The organism is Flavobacterium sp. N1719, assembly GCF_025947045.1.
GTDB classification, from domain to species: domain Bacteria; phylum Bacteroidota; class Bacteroidia; order Flavobacteriales; family Flavobacteriaceae; genus Flavobacterium; species Flavobacterium stagni.
On sequence record NZ_CP109993.1, the window covers coordinates 2952346 to 2972000 of the forward strand.

Consider the following 19655-nt stretch of genomic DNA (forward strand, 5'->3'; position numbering starts at 1 on the left):
AACCCTGAATGTTAGATTAAAATTAATATTTATAACTCTAAAACCCTCCCAAGAAAATGTTAGTGATTGGTTAAATAAATAAAAATAAATCAAATTTTACTTTTTGTTTAATTATTTAACTACATTTGTTAAACAAAACAACAAAGTAATGAATAACGTCAAGAATACTTTTAGTATCAAAGACTTAGAAAATCTTTCCGGTATTAAAGCCCATACCATCCGCATTTGGGAGAAACGCTATAACGTTTTTGAACCCATGCGCACAGATACCAACATTCGTTTTTATGATATCAAAGCACTTCAAAAGCTATTAAATATCACATTACTGCACGATTACGGGTATAAAATTTCCAAAATCTCAACCCTTTCCGACGAAGAAATTAAAGAAAAAGTAAGGGGAATCGTTTCACAAAAAAGCGCCAAACATCATGCCATTAGCGCCTTTAAATTGGCGATGATGAATTTTGATCAAAAACTCTTTTTTGAAACTTATAACGAATTGTTGTCCGAAAAGAGCTTCAATGAAGTGTTTTTCGAAGTATTCATCCCACTGATGGAAGAATTGGGCGAATTATGGCAGTCGGATACCATCACACCTGCACACGAACATTTTATCAGCTATCTTATAAAATTAAAATTACTAATAAATACGGAAGAGGTAATAAAAAAACCTGCACTTCATGATGACAAAACGTTTGTTTTATTTCTACCTTTAAACGAAATTCATGAATTGGGATTAATGTACCTCAATTATGAATTGAATTACCGCGGTTACAATACGGTCTACCTAGGAGAAAGTGTACCGGTAGATAATCTCGCCGATGTGAAAAAATATTTCTCCAATATTACCTTCATCGGCTATATTACCGTTGAACCCACTGCAGACGAAGTCAATGAATATGTAAAAGAACTTCAAGAAGCAACCAATAATGAAACCAATGAATTATGGCTTATCGGTCGCATGACAGAACATATTTCAAAACAAAAATTAAATAGCACTACAAAGGTCTTTCAATCCATCACCGATTTATTGGGACAGTTGTAAATTTTTCTTAAAGACAGTAAATTGTTTAACTTTTTACTATATTTGTTAAACAATATGAAAAAAGAAATTGCAATATTAGGATCTGGATTTTCGTCATTAGCTGCCGCTTGCTATTTGGCGAAAGCGGGTAACAACGTAACTATTTACGAAAAAAACAGTACGATTGGTGGTCGAGCGCGCCAACTCAAACGCGATGGATTTACCTTTGATATCGGACCAACGTGGTACTGGATGCCCGATGTATTTGAACGGTTCTTCGCTGATTTTGGCAAAAAACCTTCCGACTACTACGAACTCATTAAATTAAATCCAGCCTATCAAGTCTATTTTGGTATTCATGATTTTATCACAATCAGTGATAACATGGATACCATCGCAACAACATTTGAATCCATCGAAAAAGGATCAGGCCTACGATTGAAAAAATTCATGAAGACGGCACAAGACAACTATGATATTGCCATCAAAGATTTGGTTTATCGTCCCGGGGTTTCACCGCTCGAATTGGTTACACTACAAACCGCTACTCGCGTTGGACAGTTTTTTAGTAACATTTCTAGAGATATCCGCAAACAGTTTAAAAACCCAAAATTAGTTTCCATTTTGGAATTTCCAGTCTTGTTTTTGGGGGCAAAACCTTCAGACACACCTTCATTCTATAGTTTCATGAATTTTGCCGATTTCGGTTTGGGAACTTGGCATCCCAAAAACGGAATGTACTCGGTTATATTAGGAATGGAACAATTAGCACGTGAATTAGGGGTTACTATACATACGAATGCACCTGTCGACAAAATTGAGGTTTTTCAAAAAACAGCTACCGGCGTTTGGGTGAACGGAAAATACCTAAAAGCAGATATCGTACTTTCGGGTGCCGATTACCACCACTCGGAACAACTGATTGAACCGCAACACAGAGCGTATTCTGAGGCTTATTGGGATAAAAGAACGTTCGCCCCTTCTTCCCTACTGTTTTATGTTGGGTTGGATAGAAAATTAGAGCACGTCGAACACCACAGTCTCTTTTTTGATGTGGATTTTGATGCGCATGCAGCCTCGATTTATGACCATCCCGAATGGCCGAAAGAACCGTTGTTTTATGCCAGTTTTCCTTCGAAAACGGATGAAAATTCGGCCCCACAAGGAAAAGAAGCCGCTATATTCTTAATTCCTTTAGCTCCAGGATTGGAAGATACGGAAGCGTTACGAGATCAGTATTTTGATAAAATAATAACCCGTTTAGAACAATTGACCGAACAACCGGTTCGTGAACATATCTTATTTAAAGAATCGTTCTGTGTGAACGACTTTATCAAAGAATACAATTCCTATAAAGGCAATGCGTATGGAATGGCAAATACACTGCTCCAAACGGCATTTTTACGACCCAAACTGAAAAGTAAAAAAGTAAATCACCTGTATTTTACAGGCCAACTTACTGTTCCCGGACCTGGCGTTCCTCCTTCCCTAATTTCAGGAAAACTAGTGTCCGAATTAATTGAAAAAAACAACTAAACGCATACAATATGAAATCGCTATTTGATCAAGTTTCTTATGAATGCAGTCGCACGACAACTAAGGCTTATAGCACTTCGTTTTCCTCGGCCGTAAAAATGTTAGCCCCCTCCATTCGCCAAGACATTTACAACATTTATGGCTTTGTTCGCTTTGCTGATGAAATCGTGGATACCTTTCATGATTACGATAAAGCAACTTTATTTGAGCGATTTGAACAAGATTTAGATCGTGCATTAAACGACAGAATTAGCTTAAATCCAATACTCAATTCATTTCAGAAAACCGTACATCAATACAATATTCCACGTCATTTGATTGCAGCTTTCATGAAAAGTATGAAAATGGATTTGTACAAAAGCAAGTACCATACTTATTCTGAATATCAAGAATATATTTACGGATCTGCGGATGTGGTCGGACTCATGTGCTTGATGGTTTTTGTAAATGGCGATGAAAAAAGGTATGACGAATTGAAAGAATCAGCCATGCGTTTGGGCTCTGCTTTTCAAAAGGTGAATTTCTTACGCGACCTCAAAGCCGATTTTGAGGATTTGAGTCGGACCTATTTCCCCAATACCGACCTAACCCGTTTAGATGAAGCCTCAAAAGCCGAAATTATTCGGGATATTGAAGCCGACTTTGAAGCGGCCTACTCAGGAATAATTAAATTACCTTTGGAAGCTAAATTTGGTGTGTATACAGCGTACATTTATTATAAAAAATTATTATCCAAATTAAAACGAACGCCCTCTATGGAAATTCGCAACACCCGCATTCGCGTTCCGGATTACGAAAAAATTGGTCTATTGGCGCGTTGTTATGTCACTTACCGTCTTAATATATTATAGTTATGTGGATTCATTTTTTAGTTTTTTTCCTCACTTTTTTCATGATGGAATTCATGGCTTGGTTCACACATAAATATGTGATGCACGGATTTTTATGGTCTTTGCATGCCGATCACCACAAAAAAGACCACGATTCTTGGTTTGAACGCAACGATGCCTTTTTCATTTTTTATGCTGTAGTGAGCATTGCGTTTTTTTTACTGTGGCAAAATGATATCTTATCCATCGGTTTAGCTATTGGGTTAGGAATTTTTGCTTACGGTCTGACTTACTTTTTAGTACATGATATTTTCATTCACCAGCGTTTCAAAATGTTTAGAAATGCCAACAATCGGTACGCCAAAGCCGTTCGTCGTGCACACAAAATGCACCACAAACACATTGGCAAGGAACACGGAGAATGTTTTGGTATGTTAGTCGTGCCTTGGAAATATTTCAAATCATAAAAAAATCCCGAAGGTTGCTTCGGGATTTTTTTTATTCTTATTTCTAATTACGGTTTTAAAATACCTTTCAACGGTTCCAATTGTTGCATATTCACTTCGGAACTTTGCAATACCGACAAGAATGTCATGGCATCCGCAGGATTCATTTTATCACCTAAAATTCGGATCACCGCCAATCCACCATCGGATTTACAACCGTATAAGACTATTTCATCAACGTCATCTTCTGAACCCACAAAACTGATAGAACCTCCGTCTTTCCCGGAACCAAACTTCATCAATTGCTGGTAATGAGTCGTATCTTTTAAAATCGTTTGCATCTGCTTGCGCTCGGCATCCATTTTATGCGGATGCTTGGGATCGGCTTTATAAAACAACACATTCAATTTTTTAAAGGTTCCCAACACACGCTTTTGCTCGGCACTCAAATGAGCTTTGTCCGCATTGATAATACTGGAAGGCACATCAAAAACACTAAATCCAGGTTTTTGTTGGTGGTCTACAAAATACTTTTGCATGCTAGGCTCTGATTGGCAACTCACCAATAACAAGCTCAATAAAAATGTAAGAGCATAAAATAATCGCACAACTGTACTCATCGTTCTTATTTTTTACCTGCTTTTTTCAACTCAGCTCCTCCAGGTAAATTCATTTTTTCAGTCAATGCTGATAATTCGTCCAAATCAAAGTTCCCCGTTAATGACATAAGCACTGTTTCATCTTTTCCTGATCCTTCAATAAACATCAACAGTTCTTTCACTTGTGATTCCGTAGCACCAGAGCGAACATAGATACGAACGGACTTCCCTTTTTCTGTTACCCGCATTAACTCATCCAATCCAGCCGTTTTTACATATTTCATCGCCTCGTTTTTCATCTCGGTCGAACGTTTGTCATTGGCTGTCATGAATACTTTAAGGTTGTCCAATTTTTTAACTAAGGCTAAAAACTGTTGCCCGTCTTTATCTTTGACTTCCATTTTCGCCATCATGGAGAACATTTTTTTGTTCACGATGACGGCACGAATGTCATCTTGGTTGTCAAATTTGTCAAATACGGCCTGTGCAGATGCCAATTGCACTACCAACAACATGGCCAAAACAGTTATCCCTTTGGATAGACGCTTTACTGAAGTTTGAAGAATTGTTTTCATAATACGATTCGTTTTTTGATGATAATTATTGTTTAAACACTTGATTTTTAGAATTTTCATATTCGTTTAAATAGCCCATGCTCTCGATACCAGTATTCAAATGACCCGACACCATAGCCAATGCTTTTTGCGTTTCTTCAAAAGCTTCCTCTGGCGAATCATAAGTTCCTAATTCCGATTGGGCTATTGCATTTTGAGGTGCTTCTTGTTGGGTAAACCAAAATCCACCGCCAAGCAATAAAGCAATACTCGCTGCTACCAACCATCGGTATAGTGTAGTTTTCTGCGAGGTCAACACTATTGGTTGTTCCAGTTTTTCTTCTTGTTCTGCTTTAAAATACCCGAAAAGAGAACGATAATGCTCCAAATGAGGCACCACTGTTTCGGAGGTGAAATACTGTTTCAACACTTTTTCTTCCGCTATACTCGTTTCGCCCTCAAAATACTTTTCCAGTAATAATTCTATGTTTTTAACCGATTCCATACTGTTCAATTTGCATCATTTTTTCTCGTAAAACTTTTCGTGCCCTCGATAAAGCAACACGAACAGCCGTTTCATTCATTCCCAATACGTTGGCGATTTCTTCAAATTCGTATTCTTCTACTTCACGCATCTGAATAATCATCCGTTGTTGTTCGGGTAAATCGTTAATCATTCGCTCTACCCATTGTAACCGATCGCCATCCTCCATTTGCTGTTGCAATCCCGCTTGCCGATCTTGGTAATTGCTATGCGCAATACTCATATTCCCAGCTCGTTTCGATTTCAACTGATCCAAACAATAGTTCCGGGTCATCGTCATTGCCATCGCTTCCACACTATTCAATTCAGATAAGGTTTCGTTTTTGGCCCACAACTTCACCATCACTTCTTGGGTGGCATCTTCGGCTTCTTCCGTACTCACCAATAACCGTTTTGCCAAGCGAAAAACCTTGTCTTTAAAAGGAGTAATCAGTTGTACAAATTCGTTTTGGTGCATGGTAAGTACCGGTTTATAAAAGGAAGACGAACCTCAATTTCGATTGTTACAAAGGAACGGTATTTTTTTTCAAAAAAAATTGCTCTCCCCTGTTAATCAAGGAAGAGCAATCACAAACATGAAAAGTAATTGGTTTTACAAAGACAGGTTCAATCCAATACGGAAGTTGCGTCCGCGGGTGGAATACCCCACATTCTCTGTAAATTCTTCATTCAAAATATTCGTTGCTGAGGCAAAAAGAGTCAACTGATTTTTGAGTAATTCATATTTCACTAAACCATTCAAAAGGGAGTAGGACCCCAACTGAACCGGTACCGTAGCAAAGGTGTTGCCGTCAAAAAATAAATCGCGACGACCGTCCGTATATTGGTAATTCACATTCACAAACCAACGGGAAGACGGAATCACCTCTAATCCCACATTCGCTTTGTGCTTCGGGATTAATCGATTTAACGCTTCATCCACCTGCGTAAAGGTGTAATTGGCCGTCAATCGAACCGCTTGTGTCACTTTATAATCCAAGGATGTTTCCACACCTTTGGCTTTATTCATCCCATCAATATTGATATAGTTGGATTGAAACGTACTCGGATTCGTGTAAAACCCAAAACTATCCGTTTGCTCTCGGTAAAATCCTACCGCTGTAAATACCAATTTTTTCTGCAACAATTGGGTTTCAAATCCCAACTCTCCTGTAAAATTCGATTCGGGTAGCAACGTACGATTGCCATATTGGGAGTACAATTGATACAAACTTGGCGTCACATAGGCCGTACTCACCGATGAAATCAATTTTACAGGAAGGTTCTTGAATATATACGACGGATTCACATTGTATACAAAATGATTGCCGTACGCACTGTGGTGATTCATGCGGGCACCCACATTGAGGTTCAATCCAAATTTTGAATTCCAAACTGCCGTTACATACGGATCCACCATGTTGAACTTCGTCGTGTCCTTAGCAATCGATCCGTAAGGCGTGACCGAATTCATATCGTGAAACTGGTAATTCACCCCCGCAATCACAAACAAGTCTTTGCGAACGGTATACTTATTAAACGCATCGACAACTACAGAACGCCCTACATAACTCGAACGGTCGATTTGGTTCATCCATGAATTATACTCGTCATAATCCCGAGCGATTTTGGTGTAGGCCGAATTGATTTTGAACTCGCCCTTATTGTACGTATACGCTGGTGAAAACCCAAAACGTTCTTGTTTTGATGTTGTAGAATTCAACGGCGTATCGCCCGTTCCTGTATTGTCAAAAGCCTGATCGTAGGCGTTTTGGATTTTGTCCTGACTCCCAAACACATCCAATCGTAATTTTGACGTGGCTTTCCAACCCAATTTCCCCGAAATATTAATTCTCGAAAATCGGTCGGCTTCATACGTTTGTCCAGCTGGGGGGGCGAGTTGCGACATATTTTTCGATTCTGTACTGTTCACTGAAGCAGCATAACTTACTTGACCTGCCGTTCCATTCGCTGAAAAACCTTGGTTGAACTCCTGTGCGTTAATCTTACTTTGTTGCGCGGTATTGTTCGAACCCATGTTCGCATACCCGTTTCCTTGCAGTACTTTTTTTCCAGCCGATTTGGTAGTGATGTTGATTACCGCTGTCGCTGCACCTGTTCCATATAACGTACTCGCCGCGCCTTTCATGATTTCGATACTTTCAATTTGGTCTACCGGAATCAAGCGCAAATCAAATTCGAAGCTAATCCCAGAAGGATCCGTCACCGGATTCCCGTCAATCACAATCAACACTTGTTGGTTGCGCCCCCCGCGAATGTAGTAGCCCAAGTTTTTACCGCTGGCACTTTGACTCCCGTTGATTTCCACGCCGGCCACACTGTTCAGCACTTGAGCTAGGGTTTGTCCACTGCGCTTCTTTAAATCGTCTTGTGAAATTTTTGAAATTACTTTTCCCGATTTTTCTTTGCTTTGCGCAAACTTCGTGTCGGAAATCACGACCTCATCCAGTTGATTCACTTGGGATGTTTCCTTTTGTTGACCATACGCCAACGTTGATACTAGCGCCCATACGGCACCAATACCCCACCATTTGTTGTTCATTTTTGTTCCCTAAAAATTACTACTACTGGGAAAAAAGTATAGAATTACCCATACCCAAACTTTTATCCCGAAAGTTTGATACTCAGTATATCACGGCAGGTCTCCTGGCTTGCGTCTTGTCATCCGCCTTCTCATTCTTTCGAACAATGGCATCGTAGCGATGACAAGCTTGGTAGCATACAGTTGCGGGTACAGCTCAGGATTTATAAAATTTAGAATTCAGAATTTAGAATTTAGAATTATTACGTACCTGATTCCCTTTTAATGAATAAACACAGACGTGCTTACCCAACCGAAATACGCCCGCAAAGGTAATTTTTATTTTCAATTATAAAAACACAATCCATAATTCATAACTCATAATTTAAAATTCATAATTTCATTTGGGCGCCTTGCGCGCTTTCCGCTGTATCCCCTCTTAGCATCGGGGGATGCCGCTTCAATCGCTGGCGCAGTCCCTGCTCGGCTGAACGTTACATCAAAAGTCCAACGTCTAAAGTCTACAAATCATAATTCATAACTCATAATTCATAACTCCAAACCGAAATCCCTACTTTTGCCAAAAAAAATTCATGTTTCGCAAAACCGGACTCCTTTTCGTTTTTCTTCTCGCCATTGTAATGGTGCAATGCAAGTCGGACACCACTGCCACTGCGCCTCTAAAACCCTCGAATACGGTTAAATATGCCACCGGATTCTCCATTGAAAACTTCGAAAATTACACGGTAGTAACTGTTCGCAACCCTTGGCCGGAAGCCAAAAAAACTTATTCCTACGTTTTGCATAAAAAAGGCGTTACCTTACCCGATTCGCTTCAAATCTATACTGCTATCACTGTACCGATCAAAAAAATGGTGGCGACTTCAACCACGCACATTCCTTCGATAGAAATGTTGGGCAAAGTCAATACCCTTGTGGGTTTCCCCAACTTAGATTACATCTCTTCAGATAAGGTTCGACAACGCATTGATCAAGGTAAAATCAAAGAATTGGGCTCCAACCAAACCCTAAACATGGAGGTGTTGCTCGAACTCCAACCCGATGTCATTGTGGGCTACGGAATCGACAACAATAACCCGACTTTAGACAACCTACAAAAAAGCGGCTTAAAAGTTATCCTCAACGGCGATTGGAACGAACAAACGCCGCTAGGCCGCGCCGAATGGATTAAATTTTTTGGGGCCTTGTACAACGAACAAGCCAAAGCCGAAGATATTTTTACCAAAATTGAACAGGATTACCAACGCACCAAAGCCATCGCCGCCCAAGCGAAACAAAAAACGACCGTGCTCGCTGGCGATATTTTTGAAGGCAAATGGTACCTACCCAAAGGCGACAGCTGGGGCAGCTTGTTAATCAATGAAGCCCATGGCGACTATCTTTGGAAAGCCACAAAAGGTACGGGTAGTTTGTCCTTATCCTTTGAAACCGTTTATGAAAAAGCGCACGATGCCCAACTCTGGATCACCTCGGGACAATTCAATTCGTTGGCTGATATGCAAGCCAGCAATCCGCATTACAACCAATTCAAAGCTTTTCAAAACAAACAAGTATACTCCTTCAACCGCAAAAAAGGAAAAACCGGAGGAAGCTTGTATTATGAATTGGCGCCCAACCGCCCCGATCTCGTTTTAAAAGATTTGGTCAAAATTCTCCATCCAGAATTATTACCTTCGTACCAACTTTACTTTTTTGTTAAACTCGAATAGTGACCACACCACAACGCCATCGCAACTTGTTTATCGGCCTCGGAGGCTTTTTTCTCCTTGCGCTCCTTACCAACCTTGCCTTAGGTCAAGTCGCCATTCCCCTAAAAGAAGTACTGAAAAGTTTGATTGGCACCACCGCCGAAAAGTCCACGTGGGAATACATCATCATCCACTTTCGACTACCCAAAGCCTTGACGGCGATTATAGTAGGCATGGGACTTTCCACTTGTGGCCTACTCATGCAAACCTTATTTCGCAATCCACTGGCGGGACCGTATGTGCTCGGACTCAGTTCGGGTTCGAGTCTTGGTGTGGCTTTTGTCATTATGGGAGCGACTTTACTTCCCGCTGCTATAGGTTCGCTACTTGTATCACCCTATGGAATTGTGATTGCCTCGTGTTTGGGTAGTTTTGCCGTTTTACTATTAGTACTCATTGTAGCGCGTAAATTGAGAGATACGGCAGGTTTGTTAATTGTCGGACTCATGTTTGGGAGTTTTACATCGGCGATTGTTTCCATCTTGAGTTATTTCAGTTCGGCGGAACAATTGCAACGCTTCACTTTTTGGAGCATGGGCAATATCGGGAATCTTTCTTATGGCAGCATCGCCATTCTGGCGACATGCTTATTCATAGGATTATTAATCAGTCTTTTTTCAATCAAAGCCTTGGATGGTTTGTTATTGGGTGAAAATTATGCCGCCAGTATGGGAATTCCCATTCGGCGCTCACGTTTATTAATCATTACAGCAACTTGTCTACTCTCAGGGAGCATCACAGCTTTTGCGGGTCCGATTGCCTTTTTGGGGTTAGCCGTGCCTCATTTAGCCAAATTGCTATTCCAAACCCACAATCACCGTACCTTATTTGGCGCCACCTTACTGCTTGGAGCGGGATTGATGTTGTGCTGCGACACCGTGTCCCAGTTACCCGGATTTAATTTTACCTTGCCCATCAATGCCATCACTTCGCTAGTAGGTGCTCCGGTGGTTATTTGGTTATTGGTACGTAAAAAAAGTTTGTTGTAATGGAAAATGCACTTGTAACCACATCCAATTTAACCGTAGGCTACCCTACAAAAAACGGAGATCACGTCTTGGCATCAGGACTCCATTTAACGTTACATACCGGAAAGTTGATCAGTTTAGTTGGACCCAACGGCATTGGGAAATCGACTTTATTGCGGACCCTTTGCGGCTTACAAAAACCGCTTTCGGGAGAAATTTTCATCAATAACCAACCCATTGACAAACTGCTTCCGGAAGAACGGGCCCAACAATTGGCACTCGTCCTCACCGAGAAAATTCCGATGAGCAATTTAACGGTGTATGAATTAATTGCCTTGGGACGTCAACCGTATACGAATTGGTTAGGGCAACTCACCGAGGCCGATAAAATACAAATTGCCCGCGCCATCGAACTCACCGAAGTAGCAGATTTCCAACACCGAAAACATTTTGAAATCAGCGACGGACAATTGCAACGGGTTTTGATCGCCCGTGCTTTGGCCCAAGATACGCCGTGGATGGTATTGGACGAACCCACCACACATTTGGACTTGGTGCATAAAGTGAGTGTGTTTCGCTTATTAAAAAAATTAGCGAAAGAAACCCATAAATGCATTTTATTTTCGACCCACGATATTGATTTGGCCATCCAACTTTCCGATGAAATGCTGGTCATGACCCACCAACAGGTAATTCTCGATCAACCTTGCAATCATATCAGTTCGGGTGTTTTTTCCACCTTATTTCAAGACGAAAATATACACTTTGATCCAACTACTGGACGCTTCATCATTGCATAAAAAAAGCTGCTCCGAAGAACAGCTTTATTTTTCTATTAAAAGTCAATGCAATTATTGACGACTTTGCACATATTCGGAAAGTTCGTCCGCATTGGAACTAAAACTAAAAATTCCGTTTACTTTAAAGTAATTGCGTGGTTCAATACAGAAATCATACGCATATTTCGCAAACTCCAATTTGTTATCTTCAAACGAAAACAAATTTGCAATTTCGATTACTTGATCTACGTTCAAACAGTTTACTGCTACAATTTGCTTCGCTGTTTTTAAACGAGAATCTTCAAACGCCTGTTTTTTTAAGGTAGCCAAAGCCGCATTGTAATCCGCTGGACGCATACAACTTCTTCCTGGACATCCCACAGGTGTGGGAGTAGTCACCACAACTGGACGTGGATTTTGGAATTCACCTCCGTTATGATTTCCATGTGACGAAGAAGAAGTGGTAGTTGTAGTCGTTTGAGTTACACTTCCACCCCCCATATTATCGTTGATAGAGAATCCCATATTGATGCCTCCAATAGAAACATTGGCATTAATGTTATCACCTCCAGAAGTTGTTGTGGTAGTTGTAGTCTGAGTTACAGCACCTCCACGAACTGGTGGCGCTTGTTGTACCACTACGGTTTGAGGTGCTTGTTGTTGTACAACTACCGTTTGGGATTGAACAGGAGCTGGACGCGGTTGTCCGTAGTGCATCACATACACATTGGAAGGCGGAACAAAATCAGGACGTACAGGAATAGACGAAAAGAAATTCATTTTCATTTTCCCTTTTTTGTTTTTGTCGCGTTTGATTTTATAGGTGACATCCGACATAATACCATCGATATCCGCAATCATCATATTATTAGTGGTGATATCCATTAAGGTTTTATCCTCGAATTGGATTCGCGCATTATAATACGGCTGATTCAAATCTTCAATACGAATGTTCGTTTGAGGAATGTCGTTTTGTTGTTCTCCATTCAAAATGACATAGAATCTATCGCCATCTTCAGAGAAAATGGTCAAATGCCCCACCGGACTTCCTTGAGCGAAAGTAAGTGTAGCCATCAATAACAGTAAAACAGAAGTAATTTTTTTCATGATGATTAAAATTTTGGTAAAAATAATTCTTAATTCGTAAAAAACAAACCCAATAAACGTGCCATTAAAAATTTTTATAAAAAAAAGGTATGATTATTTAAAAAAAGAAGATACTTCGCGAACCTCTCCCGCTGGTAAACCCAAGGTAAATTCGCCTACTCGAACCCGCACGAGTCGTAACGTAGGAAAACCGACTGCTGCGGTCATTTTACGCACTTGACGAAACTTCCCTTCTGTTAAGGTGAGGCTCACCCAACTCGTCGGACCGTGCCGTTCATCACGAATACGTCTTCCTTCTCCAATACATTTGGGTAACGACACTATTTTTTTTGCCTGACACGGTTTGGTGGTGTAGCGTATCCCTTTGAACCCGATCTCCACTCCCGCCTCCAATCGTGCAATAGCTTCCTCCGTTATGAGGCCGTCTACTTGAGCATAGTATTCTTTTTCGATGGTCTTACTGCGCACCAATTCACTCATCATCCCGTCGGTGGTTAATAAAAGTAAGCCTTCCGAATCTTCATCCAGCCGACCTATGGCCATGGTTCCTTCGGGGAAAGCATACAATTCGCCCAATAGTTTCTTGTGCCGTTTTTTTTCATAAATAAACTGACTCAAATAACCGTGGGGTTTGTGCAAAAGAAAATGCCTGTGTTCCATTGTTTTAAATTTCACTTCAAAAATACAGTTATGAAATTAACTACAGCTATTGAAAGACGGCTTTTGTTTTGTATTTTTATGAGCTAAAAATTCATACCAATGACACTTACCATCATCTTATCAGCCGTATTCTTGGTGCTGGGTTTCTTTATCGGAAAATTGCTTTCGAGTAACCAAGCAGGAGCTACTTTAGCCCAAAAGGAGGAGCAAATTCGCCAAATTAACCTGCAATTGGAACAAATGCAGCAACAAGTAAAAAATGTAACTGCTGAAAAAGAACAATTCCGAAACGAGCGAGAAGCAGTGGCGATGCAACTCACTAAAAAAGAAGTCGATTTTGATAATTTGTTGGAACGCAATAAAGAATACCGACAAGAGGTCGAACAGTTGCAAGAAAAATTCACCAAAGAATTTGAATTGTTGGCTAATAAAATATTAGAAGAAAAAACCACCAAATTTACCGAACAAAACAAAGAACAACTGAAAAACATCTTGACACCTTTGCAAGATAAAATTCAGTTATTTGAAAAGAAAGTGGAAGACACCCACAAAGAAAGTATCGACTATCATGCCGCTTTACGCCAACAAATTCTAGGACTGCGCGAAATGAACGAACAAATGTCCAAAGAAACCGTGAATTTGACCAAAGCTTTAAAAGGCGACAGTAAAATGCAAGGGAATTGGGGCGAATTGGTGTTGGAGCGTGTGTTGGAAAAATCGGGCTTGGAAAAGGACCGGGAATATTTTGTCCAACAAAGTTTTACCACAGAAGATGGGCAACGTTTGCAACCCGACGTGGTCATTGCCTTACCCGATGGCAAAAAAATGATTGTGGATTCAAAAGTGACCTTGACGGCTTATGAACGGTTCACCAATGAAGAAAATGACGAATTCAAAAAGAACCATTTACGGGATCACATTATTGCCATAAACCGCCATGTCGAACAATTGGGAGCAAAAAATTATTATGATTTGTATCAGATGGAGAGTCCGGACTTTGTCTTGCTCTTCATTCCTATCGAAGCGGCTTTTGCAGTAGCTTTAAATGAAGACACCACCTTATACAACAAAGCGTTTGAAAAGAATATTGTCATTGTCACACCCACCACGCTTTTGGCCACGTTAAAAACCATCAACAGTATGTGGACCAATCAAAAACAACAAGAAAATGCACTTGAAATTGCACGCCAAGCGGGTGCATTGTATGATAAATTTGAAGGATTTGTGGGTGATTTAATCAAGATTGGTAAGAAAATGGATGAGGCGAAATCCGAGTACCAAGGCGCCATGAATAAACTGATCGAAGGCAAAGGAAATTTAGTGAGCAGTGTGGAGCGTCTGAAAAAAATGGGGGCTAAAGCAAAAAAAGCGCTACCTGAAGTGTTACTTTCCAGAGCCGGTAGTACAGAAAATGAATCTTTAGAAAATCATTCCCATGAAGAAAACCTATAAATCGGTAAAATCCTCACGGATTTCGATTTCACAATTGATGTTACCCTCGCATTCCAATTTTAGTGGAAAAATTCACGGTGGGTATATTTTGTCGTTAATGGACCAAATTGCTTTTGCTTGTGCGTCAAAATTTTCGGGCAATTACTGTGTTACCGCTTCCGTAGACACAGTCGATTTTTTAAATCCCATAGAAGTGGGCGAATTGGTCATCATGAAAGCGAGTGTGAATTATGTAGGGCGCAGTTCGATGATTATTGGCATTCGTGTCGAATCGGAAAACATACAAACTGGCAAGTCAAAACATTGCAATTCCAGTTATTTTACGATGGTGGCCAAAGATGAAACGGGTCAAAACACGGAAGTTCCAGGTTTACTTCTGAGTACTTTTGAAGAAGTGCGCCGCTTTTACAATTGCATCCAACAAATTGAAGCCCGAAAAACTAGAAACCGCCATGAAATAGAATTTGATTACAAGTCGGATGAAGCCCTAAAAAACCTCGAAAACTACAATGTTAAAGTCGAAATGAATTAAGTCTACTTTTTTCAAATTCTAATTTATACATGAAAAATTCTCAGATAACTACAATGGAATTAGGTAAATAGATTTTTTTTTCTATTTTTGGACTAGAAACAAAAATGATGAAAAAATATTACTTATTTGGGTTGCTCGCAGCCGTTTTCTCGCTATTTATTTACTCGTGTTCCTCCAATGACGATCCGGAATATGTAGAAGTGAGTCCGGTAACTGTCGACCTCACTCAAGTACCTTATGCCAAATTATCGGATTACCATTTTTTTAAAGCGCCTATGGTGGATATGGTACCCGAACTCAATGTTATCCCTTACGAACCAGCCAGCGCGCTTTTTACCGATTATGCCCACAAAAAACGTTTTGTGTGGTTACCCGAAGGCACTAAAGCGACGTATAATGGCGACGGTAAAATTTTAGAACTTCCCGTTGGTGCTGCAATAATCAAAACCTTTTACTACGACGAAGTGCAACCCAGCAATACGCGCCGGGTGATGGAAACTCGTATCATGATTCGAAAAGCAGAAGGTTGGATTTTCGCGGAATACATTTGGAACAACGAACAAACGGAGGCCTTTTTGAATATGACCGGAAGCAATATGACCATCAGTTTTATGGAAAACAATACCGTAAAAACTGCCAATTATCGTTTTCCTAATGAAGCCCAATGTGTTACGTGTCATAAATTAAGAAATAATGACACGGGCTTGTACTACAATGCCCCCATCGGTATCAAACCTCAAAACATAAATTTTAATTACACGTATGCCACAGGAGCCAAAAACCAAATCACCAAATGGAAAGAGTTGGGGATATTGGAAAACAGTGCGACGTTGCCTACAGCAGACAATACAACTATCAATTACAACGATACGTCACAACCCCTTGAGAAAAGAGTTCGCTCCTATTTTGATATCAATTGTGCGCATTGCCATAGTGAATTAGGCCATTGCTATTACCGACCGATGCGTTTTGCTTTTACAGAAACAAACAATAATCCTACCAACATGGGTGTTTGTGTGCCTACGGCAGATATGCAAGATTTCCCACCTGCCTACAGTAAAATTGTGGCTCCAGGGAACGTTAACCGCTCGATGTTGTATTACCGTATCAACACTGAAAATGAATCTTATATGATGCCACTGCATGGACGTTCCATCATCCATACGGAAGGCGTTCAATTAATCGAACAATGGATCAATTCCTTACAACCTTGCAACTAAACAATTTAATATAACCTGACCTTTAACCAATATGAAAAAAATTACGTTATTACTAACCTTGCTAACAGCAGTTTTCACTCAGGCACAAGATACCTGTGGAACAGCAGTAGCGATTACAGCTGGAACACAAGTTGTGACCGCAGTAAATGGAACCGAATTACCCCCAACAATTTGTGCTGCTAACGGAGCATTAGGAACGAATGGGGCCGCTGAGTGGTATAGTTATACCCCAACGCAAAACTATACTGTTATTTTGACAACCGACATTACTGCTAACACGCCAAGAGTGGACACGCGCGTACACATTTACACAGGAACATGTGGTGCACTGACTTGTTATGCTGGTGATGATGATAGTGGGGCTAATTACTCTACTGTAGCCACTTTTAATGTGACAGCAGGAACTACGTATTACATCGCTTGGGATAATAAATGGACCAGTGCTGGATTTACCTTCCAATTAATTGAAAATCCGGTTGTGGTACCACCCGTTACACCTGTTACTTACACGACACAAACCGTATCAACTATCAATAGTGGTTATAACATTTGTGTGGTAGATATGAATAACGATGGATTGGATGACGTAGTAGGTATTAGCACAGGATCAATGAAAGTGCATTTCCAAACAACTACACCTGGTACATTTAACATTGTAGATTACCCATTTACCAATGTATCATTCTACCCCAACTGGAGTATGGCGGCTGGAGATTATAACAAAGACGGCTATAATGATATCGTACTTGGAAATGGAAGTGGATTGTCAATTCTTACCTCAGCGAATAATGGATCATCGTATACTGGGTACACACCGGGACAATATATATTTTGTCAGCGTACCAATTTTGCCGATTTGAACAAAGACGGAAACTTGGACATCTTCTCTTGCCATGACATTAATGAAAATGTATATTATTTAAATGATGGAAATGGAAATTTGACCTATTACCAATCCAACATTACGCCCGGTGCAATGAACTTGAGTAGTGGCGGTGGAAACTATGCTACATTGTTTACTGACTTTGATAATGACGGAGATTCTGATGTATTCATTTCAAAATGTTCCGGACCTCCATGCCAGTTAATTCGTTATGATGGCGGTACAACCTATACTAACATCTCTGCAGCAGCTGGTGTGAATGTAACTCCTATTCAAACATGGTCTTCGGGAATTGCTGATTTCGATAACGATGGCGATATGGATGTAATCATTACAGCTAGTGCGGGATTACACAAATTCTTCAGAAACAACTTTGAAACAACGGGTTCGTTGACTGCTTTTACTAACATTACAACAGGATCAGGTTGGGACACCAATACATCAACAAACATTGACAACATTGCGTACGATTTTGATAACGATGGTAAAGTTGACGTTTTAGGCGGTGGAAACAAAATCATGTTCAACCAAGGAAACAATACCTTTTCAGCTGTACCTTACACAGGAATTACTGTGGGGGCTGTAGGCGATTTGAACAATGATGGTTTCTTGGATATCCAAAATGGATCTACAATTCGTTATGCCGTACCAAACGGAAATAACTGGATTAAAGTTCGTTTGAATGGTGTACAAAGCAATAGCAACGGTATTGGAGCTCGCGTTGAAATCTATGGTGCTTTTGGAAAACAAATCCGCGATATCCGTAGCGGTGAAGGTTTCAAATACATGAGTTCGTTAAATGCACACTTCGGAATTGGAACCAATACTGCAATCACTCAAGTAATCATTCGTTGGCCATCGGGTACAGTAGACACGATTAACAATCCTGGAATTAACCAAAGAATTGATATCACAGAAGGTTCGACCTTAGCCAACACTACTTTTGATGTGTCAGCGATGAGTGTTTTCCCAATTCCAGCGAAAAACAGCATCACCATCAAAACAAAAGAAGGATACACTGCTGTAAGTGCTGAAGTATATGACTTAAATGGCCGTATGGTTTTGTCCTCTAAAATTGAAAATGACACCCTAAACATCCAATCACTAAACGAAGGAACCTACCTTTTAAAAGTATTAGATGCAAATGGAAATGCCGCTTCTCAGAAAATCGTGAAAAACTAAACACAATACATTTTAATTCAAAAAGCCCTGACATCACAATCAGGGCTTTTTTTATAATTGAACTTTTTCGATGGCATTCAATTTATCGATTTGTAAAATCGTTTTCTGTTGGTTAACATCCCGCGTAAACATTGGAAGAAAACGGGCCCCGTAAACAATCTCTTCAAAAGTATAGGAAGTGCGCTTCATGACCGTATTGCTATACATATCGTCAAACATTTTTAAAAACACAATGAGTTCGCCCACAGTATTCTCAAAATCGGTTGCTGTAAATTGATACAACGGACTATCTTCTGTAATCGGATGCACCAAGGTCCAGTTTAGATTCAAAGCATTAATCGTGGATAACTCCAAATCCAAAGTAAAAAACTTATTGACCATCTGTCCATTCTCCTCAACATGCATTCCCAACGTTACTCGCGCTTCCGCATCACTCAAATTAGCATTTTTGGACGGACACATGCGCAACATTAATGCTGTACCGCCTTTATACGGCGCAATGATGGCATTGTGGGAAAATAAGATATGGGCTTTGGGCTGACTGAATCGTCCATAAAACAAACCAGTCGCAATAGCAAAACTCAACAAACCAAATAAGGCTTCTACAGCTGCGACAAAACTGGTTAAGAAACCACTCGGACTCACATGTCCGTACCCTACCGTAGTGAAGGTTTGCACACTAAAAAAGAACGCTTGACCGAAGGCGTCCCAACTCGAATTGGCATTGACTCCGTTCAAATGTTCGACTCCTAAAGCATAATACATCGAGGCAAAAACAGAATTCACCAAAAAGTAAAACCCGCAGATTATCACAAAAAACTTCCATCGCGGTAAGGTCAACATGGTATGGTACCAGCTGATACTATCCAAAAAAGGGATACCCGACTTTCGAATATTGGCATTACCCGATTTGGTAAAGAATCGTCCGCCATAACTCGCCGCATTGGTACCTAAACCAGTATTGGCATCGGTGCGGGCTTTGGAATTAAAAGGAGTGCGAAAGGCCATGCTTTTTTTTGGTAAAACTACACAATTTCACGCATAAAAAA

The 19655-nt window shown here is 40.3% G+C and carries 19 protein-coding genes and 1 riboswitch; of the genes, 11 read left to right on the plus strand and 8 right to left on the minus strand.

Going from position 1 to position 19655, the window contains the following annotated elements; all coding sequences use genetic code 11:
- Positions 1–148: 148 nt before the first annotated feature.
- Genes OLM45_RS12825 through OLM45_RS12840 form a run of 4 tightly spaced genes read left to right on the plus strand, consistent with a single transcriptional unit; the run spans position 149 to position 3857 of the window.
- The gene (locus OLM45_RS12825) at positions 149–1045 is read left to right on the plus strand and encodes a MerR family transcriptional regulator (RefSeq protein ID WP_264510774.1); all 897 of its coding nucleotides are present in this window, start codon (positions 149–151) and stop codon (positions 1043–1045) included.
- A 54-nt stretch (positions 1046–1099) separates the two neighbouring features.
- Complete coding sequence (locus tag OLM45_RS12830; RefSeq protein WP_264510776.1) at positions 1100–2560, plus strand: phytoene desaturase family protein; 1461 nt, start codon at positions 1100–1102, stop codon at positions 2558–2560.
- Between the two features lie 11 nt (positions 2561–2571).
- On the plus strand, positions 2572–3411 hold the full coding sequence (locus OLM45_RS12835; protein WP_264510778.1) for a phytoene/squalene synthase family protein: 840 nt from the start codon (positions 2572–2574) through the stop codon (positions 3409–3411).
- Between the two features lie 2 nt (positions 3412–3413).
- Entirely contained in the window at positions 3414–3857 is a 444-nt protein-coding gene (locus tag OLM45_RS12840) for a sterol desaturase family protein (protein WP_129461408.1), read from the plus strand.
- A gap of 47 nt (positions 3858–3904) precedes the next feature.
- Here OLM45_RS12840 and OLM45_RS12845 read toward each other — a convergent pair whose 3' ends face one another.
- The 5 genes from OLM45_RS12845 to OLM45_RS12865 all read right to left on the minus strand — a co-directional run bounded on the left by OLM45_RS12845 (position 3905) and on the right by OLM45_RS12865 (position 8075).
- Complete coding sequence (locus OLM45_RS12845; RefSeq protein ID WP_264510780.1) at positions 3905–4456, minus strand: DUF4252 domain-containing protein; 552 nt, start codon at positions 4454–4456, stop codon at positions 3905–3907.
- A gap of 5 nt (positions 4457–4461) precedes the next feature.
- Positions 4462–5010 carry a DUF4252 domain-containing protein gene (locus OLM45_RS12850; protein WP_413614186.1) on the minus strand — a complete coding sequence of 183 codons (549 nt, stop codon included), beginning with the start codon at positions 5008–5010 and terminating at the stop codon, positions 4462–4464.
- Positions 5011–5035: 25 nt separating this feature from the next.
- A complete protein-coding gene (locus OLM45_RS12855) occupies positions 5036–5494 on the minus strand; it encodes a hypothetical protein (RefSeq protein ID WP_264510782.1) in 459 nt (152 codons plus the stop codon).
- Entirely contained in the window at positions 5481–5990 is a 510-nt protein-coding gene (locus OLM45_RS12860) for an RNA polymerase sigma factor (RefSeq protein ID WP_129461405.1), read from the minus strand. The genes OLM45_RS12855 and OLM45_RS12860 overlap by 14 nt, the downstream gene beginning before the upstream one ends.
- Before the next feature lie 135 nt (positions 5991–6125).
- On the minus strand, positions 6126–8075 hold the full coding sequence (locus OLM45_RS12865) for a TonB-dependent receptor plug domain-containing protein (RefSeq protein ID WP_264510784.1): 1950 nt from the start codon (positions 8073–8075) through the stop codon (positions 6126–6128).
- A 76-nt stretch (positions 8076–8151) separates the two neighbouring features.
- Positions 8152–8387, minus strand: a riboswitch (cobalamin riboswitch).
- Positions 8388–8647: 260 nt separating this feature from the next.
- On the opposite strand from OLM45_RS12865, the gene OLM45_RS12870 reads away from it, so the two are divergent.
- From OLM45_RS12870 to OLM45_RS12880, 3 genes are read left to right on the plus strand one after another with little or no spacing between them, the layout of a single operon-like run.
- Positions 8648–9784, plus strand: a complete 1137-nt coding sequence (locus OLM45_RS12870) for an ABC transporter substrate-binding protein (RefSeq protein ID WP_264510786.1) — start codon at positions 8648–8650, stop codon at positions 9782–9784.
- Positions 9784–10812 carry an iron chelate uptake ABC transporter family permease subunit gene (locus tag OLM45_RS12875; RefSeq protein WP_413614187.1) on the plus strand — a complete coding sequence of 343 codons (1029 nt, stop codon included), beginning with the start codon at positions 9784–9786 and terminating at the stop codon, positions 10810–10812. The genes OLM45_RS12870 and OLM45_RS12875 overlap by 1 nt, the downstream gene beginning before the upstream one ends.
- The gene (locus OLM45_RS12880; protein WP_264510788.1) at positions 10812–11591 is read left to right on the plus strand and encodes an ABC transporter ATP-binding protein; all 780 of its coding nucleotides are present in this window, start codon (positions 10812–10814) and stop codon (positions 11589–11591) included. Before OLM45_RS12875 ends, OLM45_RS12880 begins: the two co-directional genes overlap by 1 nt.
- A 51-nt stretch (positions 11592–11642) precedes the next feature.
- On the opposite strand, the gene OLM45_RS12885 is transcribed toward OLM45_RS12880, so the two are convergent.
- Together OLM45_RS12885 and OLM45_RS12890 are read right to left on the minus strand one after the other, a co-directional pair.
- Positions 11643–12677, minus strand: a complete 1035-nt coding sequence (locus tag OLM45_RS12885) for a DUF4476 domain-containing protein (RefSeq protein WP_264510790.1) — start codon at positions 12675–12677, stop codon at positions 11643–11645.
- Positions 12678–12770: 93 nt separating this feature from the next.
- The gene (locus OLM45_RS12890) at positions 12771–13337 is read right to left on the minus strand and encodes a pseudouridine synthase (RefSeq protein ID WP_264510792.1); all 567 of its coding nucleotides are present in this window, start codon (positions 13335–13337) and stop codon (positions 12771–12773) included.
- A gap of 99 nt (positions 13338–13436) precedes the next feature.
- Between OLM45_RS12890 and rmuC the strand changes: the two genes are divergently transcribed.
- The 4 genes from rmuC (at position 13437) to OLM45_RS12910 (ending at position 18606) form a co-directional block, all read left to right on the plus strand.
- Complete coding sequence (gene rmuC, locus OLM45_RS12895; protein ID WP_264510794.1) at positions 13437–14789, plus strand: DNA recombination protein RmuC; 1353 nt, start codon at positions 13437–13439, stop codon at positions 14787–14789.
- On the plus strand, positions 14773–15321 hold the full coding sequence (locus OLM45_RS12900; protein ID WP_264510796.1) for an acyl-CoA thioesterase: 549 nt from the start codon (positions 14773–14775) through the stop codon (positions 15319–15321). Before rmuC ends, OLM45_RS12900 begins: the two co-directional genes overlap by 17 nt.
- A 107-nt stretch (positions 15322–15428) precedes the next feature.
- Complete coding sequence (locus OLM45_RS12905; RefSeq protein WP_264510798.1) at positions 15429–16541, plus strand: hypothetical protein; 1113 nt, start codon at positions 15429–15431, stop codon at positions 16539–16541.
- 31 nt (positions 16542–16572) lie between these two features.
- Positions 16573–18606, plus strand: coding sequence for an FG-GAP-like repeat-containing protein (locus OLM45_RS12910; RefSeq protein WP_264510800.1), 2034 nt, complete (start codon positions 16573–16575; stop codon positions 18604–18606).
- A gap of 51 nt (positions 18607–18657) precedes the next feature.
- On the opposite strand, the gene OLM45_RS12915 is transcribed toward OLM45_RS12910, so the two are convergent.
- Complete coding sequence (locus OLM45_RS12915; RefSeq protein ID WP_264510802.1) at positions 18658–19614, minus strand: ion channel; 957 nt, start codon at positions 19612–19614, stop codon at positions 18658–18660.
- Between the last annotated feature and the right edge of the window lie 41 nt (positions 19615–19655).

Bases quoted from the DNA above. Each gene is read 5' to 3' on its own strand.
- OLM45_RS12825 (WP_264510774.1), top strand. From the start codon at position 149: ATGAATAACGTCAAGAATACTTTTAGTATCAAAGACTTAGAAAATCTT.
- OLM45_RS12830 (WP_264510776.1), top strand. From the start codon at position 1,100: ATGAAAAAAGAAATTGCAATATTAGGATCTGGATTTTCGTCATTAGCT.
- OLM45_RS12835 (WP_264510778.1), top strand. From the start codon at position 2,572: ATGAAATCGCTATTTGATCAAGTTTCTTATGAATGCAGTCGCACGACA.
- OLM45_RS12840 (WP_129461408.1), top strand. From the start codon at position 3,414: ATGTGGATTCATTTTTTAGTTTTTTTCCTCACTTTTTTCATGATGGAA.
- OLM45_RS12845 (WP_264510780.1), bottom strand. From the start codon at position 4,456: ATGAGTACAGTTGTGCGATTATTTTATGCTCTTACATTTTTATTGAGC.
- OLM45_RS12850 (WP_413614186.1), bottom strand. From the start codon at position 5,010: ATGAAAACAATTCTTCAAACTTCAGTAAAGCGTCTATCCAAAGGGATA.
- OLM45_RS12855 (WP_264510782.1), bottom strand. From the start codon at position 5,494: ATGGAATCGGTTAAAAACATAGAATTATTACTGGAAAAGTATTTTGAG.
- OLM45_RS12860 (WP_129461405.1), bottom strand. From the start codon at position 5,990: ATGCACCAAAACGAATTTGTACAACTGATTACTCCTTTTAAAGACAAG.
- OLM45_RS12865 (WP_264510784.1), bottom strand. From the start codon at position 8,075: ATGAACAACAAATGGTGGGGTATTGGTGCCGTATGGGCGCTAGTATCA.
- OLM45_RS12870 (WP_264510786.1), top strand. From the start codon at position 8,648: ATGTTTCGCAAAACCGGACTCCTTTTCGTTTTTCTTCTCGCCATTGTA.
- OLM45_RS12880 (WP_264510788.1), top strand. From the start codon at position 10,812: ATGGAAAATGCACTTGTAACCACATCCAATTTAACCGTAGGCTACCCT.
- OLM45_RS12885 (WP_264510790.1), bottom strand. From the start codon at position 12,677: ATGAAAAAAATTACTTCTGTTTTACTGTTATTGATGGCTACACTTACT.
- OLM45_RS12890 (WP_264510792.1), bottom strand. From the start codon at position 13,337: ATGGAACACAGGCATTTTCTTTTGCACAAACCCCACGGTTATTTGAGT.
- rmuC (WP_264510794.1), top strand. From the start codon at position 13,437: ATGACACTTACCATCATCTTATCAGCCGTATTCTTGGTGCTGGGTTTC.
- OLM45_RS12900 (WP_264510796.1), top strand. From the start codon at position 14,773: ATGAAGAAAACCTATAAATCGGTAAAATCCTCACGGATTTCGATTTCA.
- OLM45_RS12905 (WP_264510798.1), top strand. From the start codon at position 15,429: ATGAAAAAATATTACTTATTTGGGTTGCTCGCAGCCGTTTTCTCGCTA.
- OLM45_RS12910 (WP_264510800.1), top strand. From the start codon at position 16,573: ATGAAAAAAATTACGTTATTACTAACCTTGCTAACAGCAGTTTTCACT.
- OLM45_RS12915 (WP_264510802.1), bottom strand. From the start codon at position 19,614: ATGGCCTTTCGCACTCCTTTTAATTCCAAAGCCCGCACCGATGCCAAT.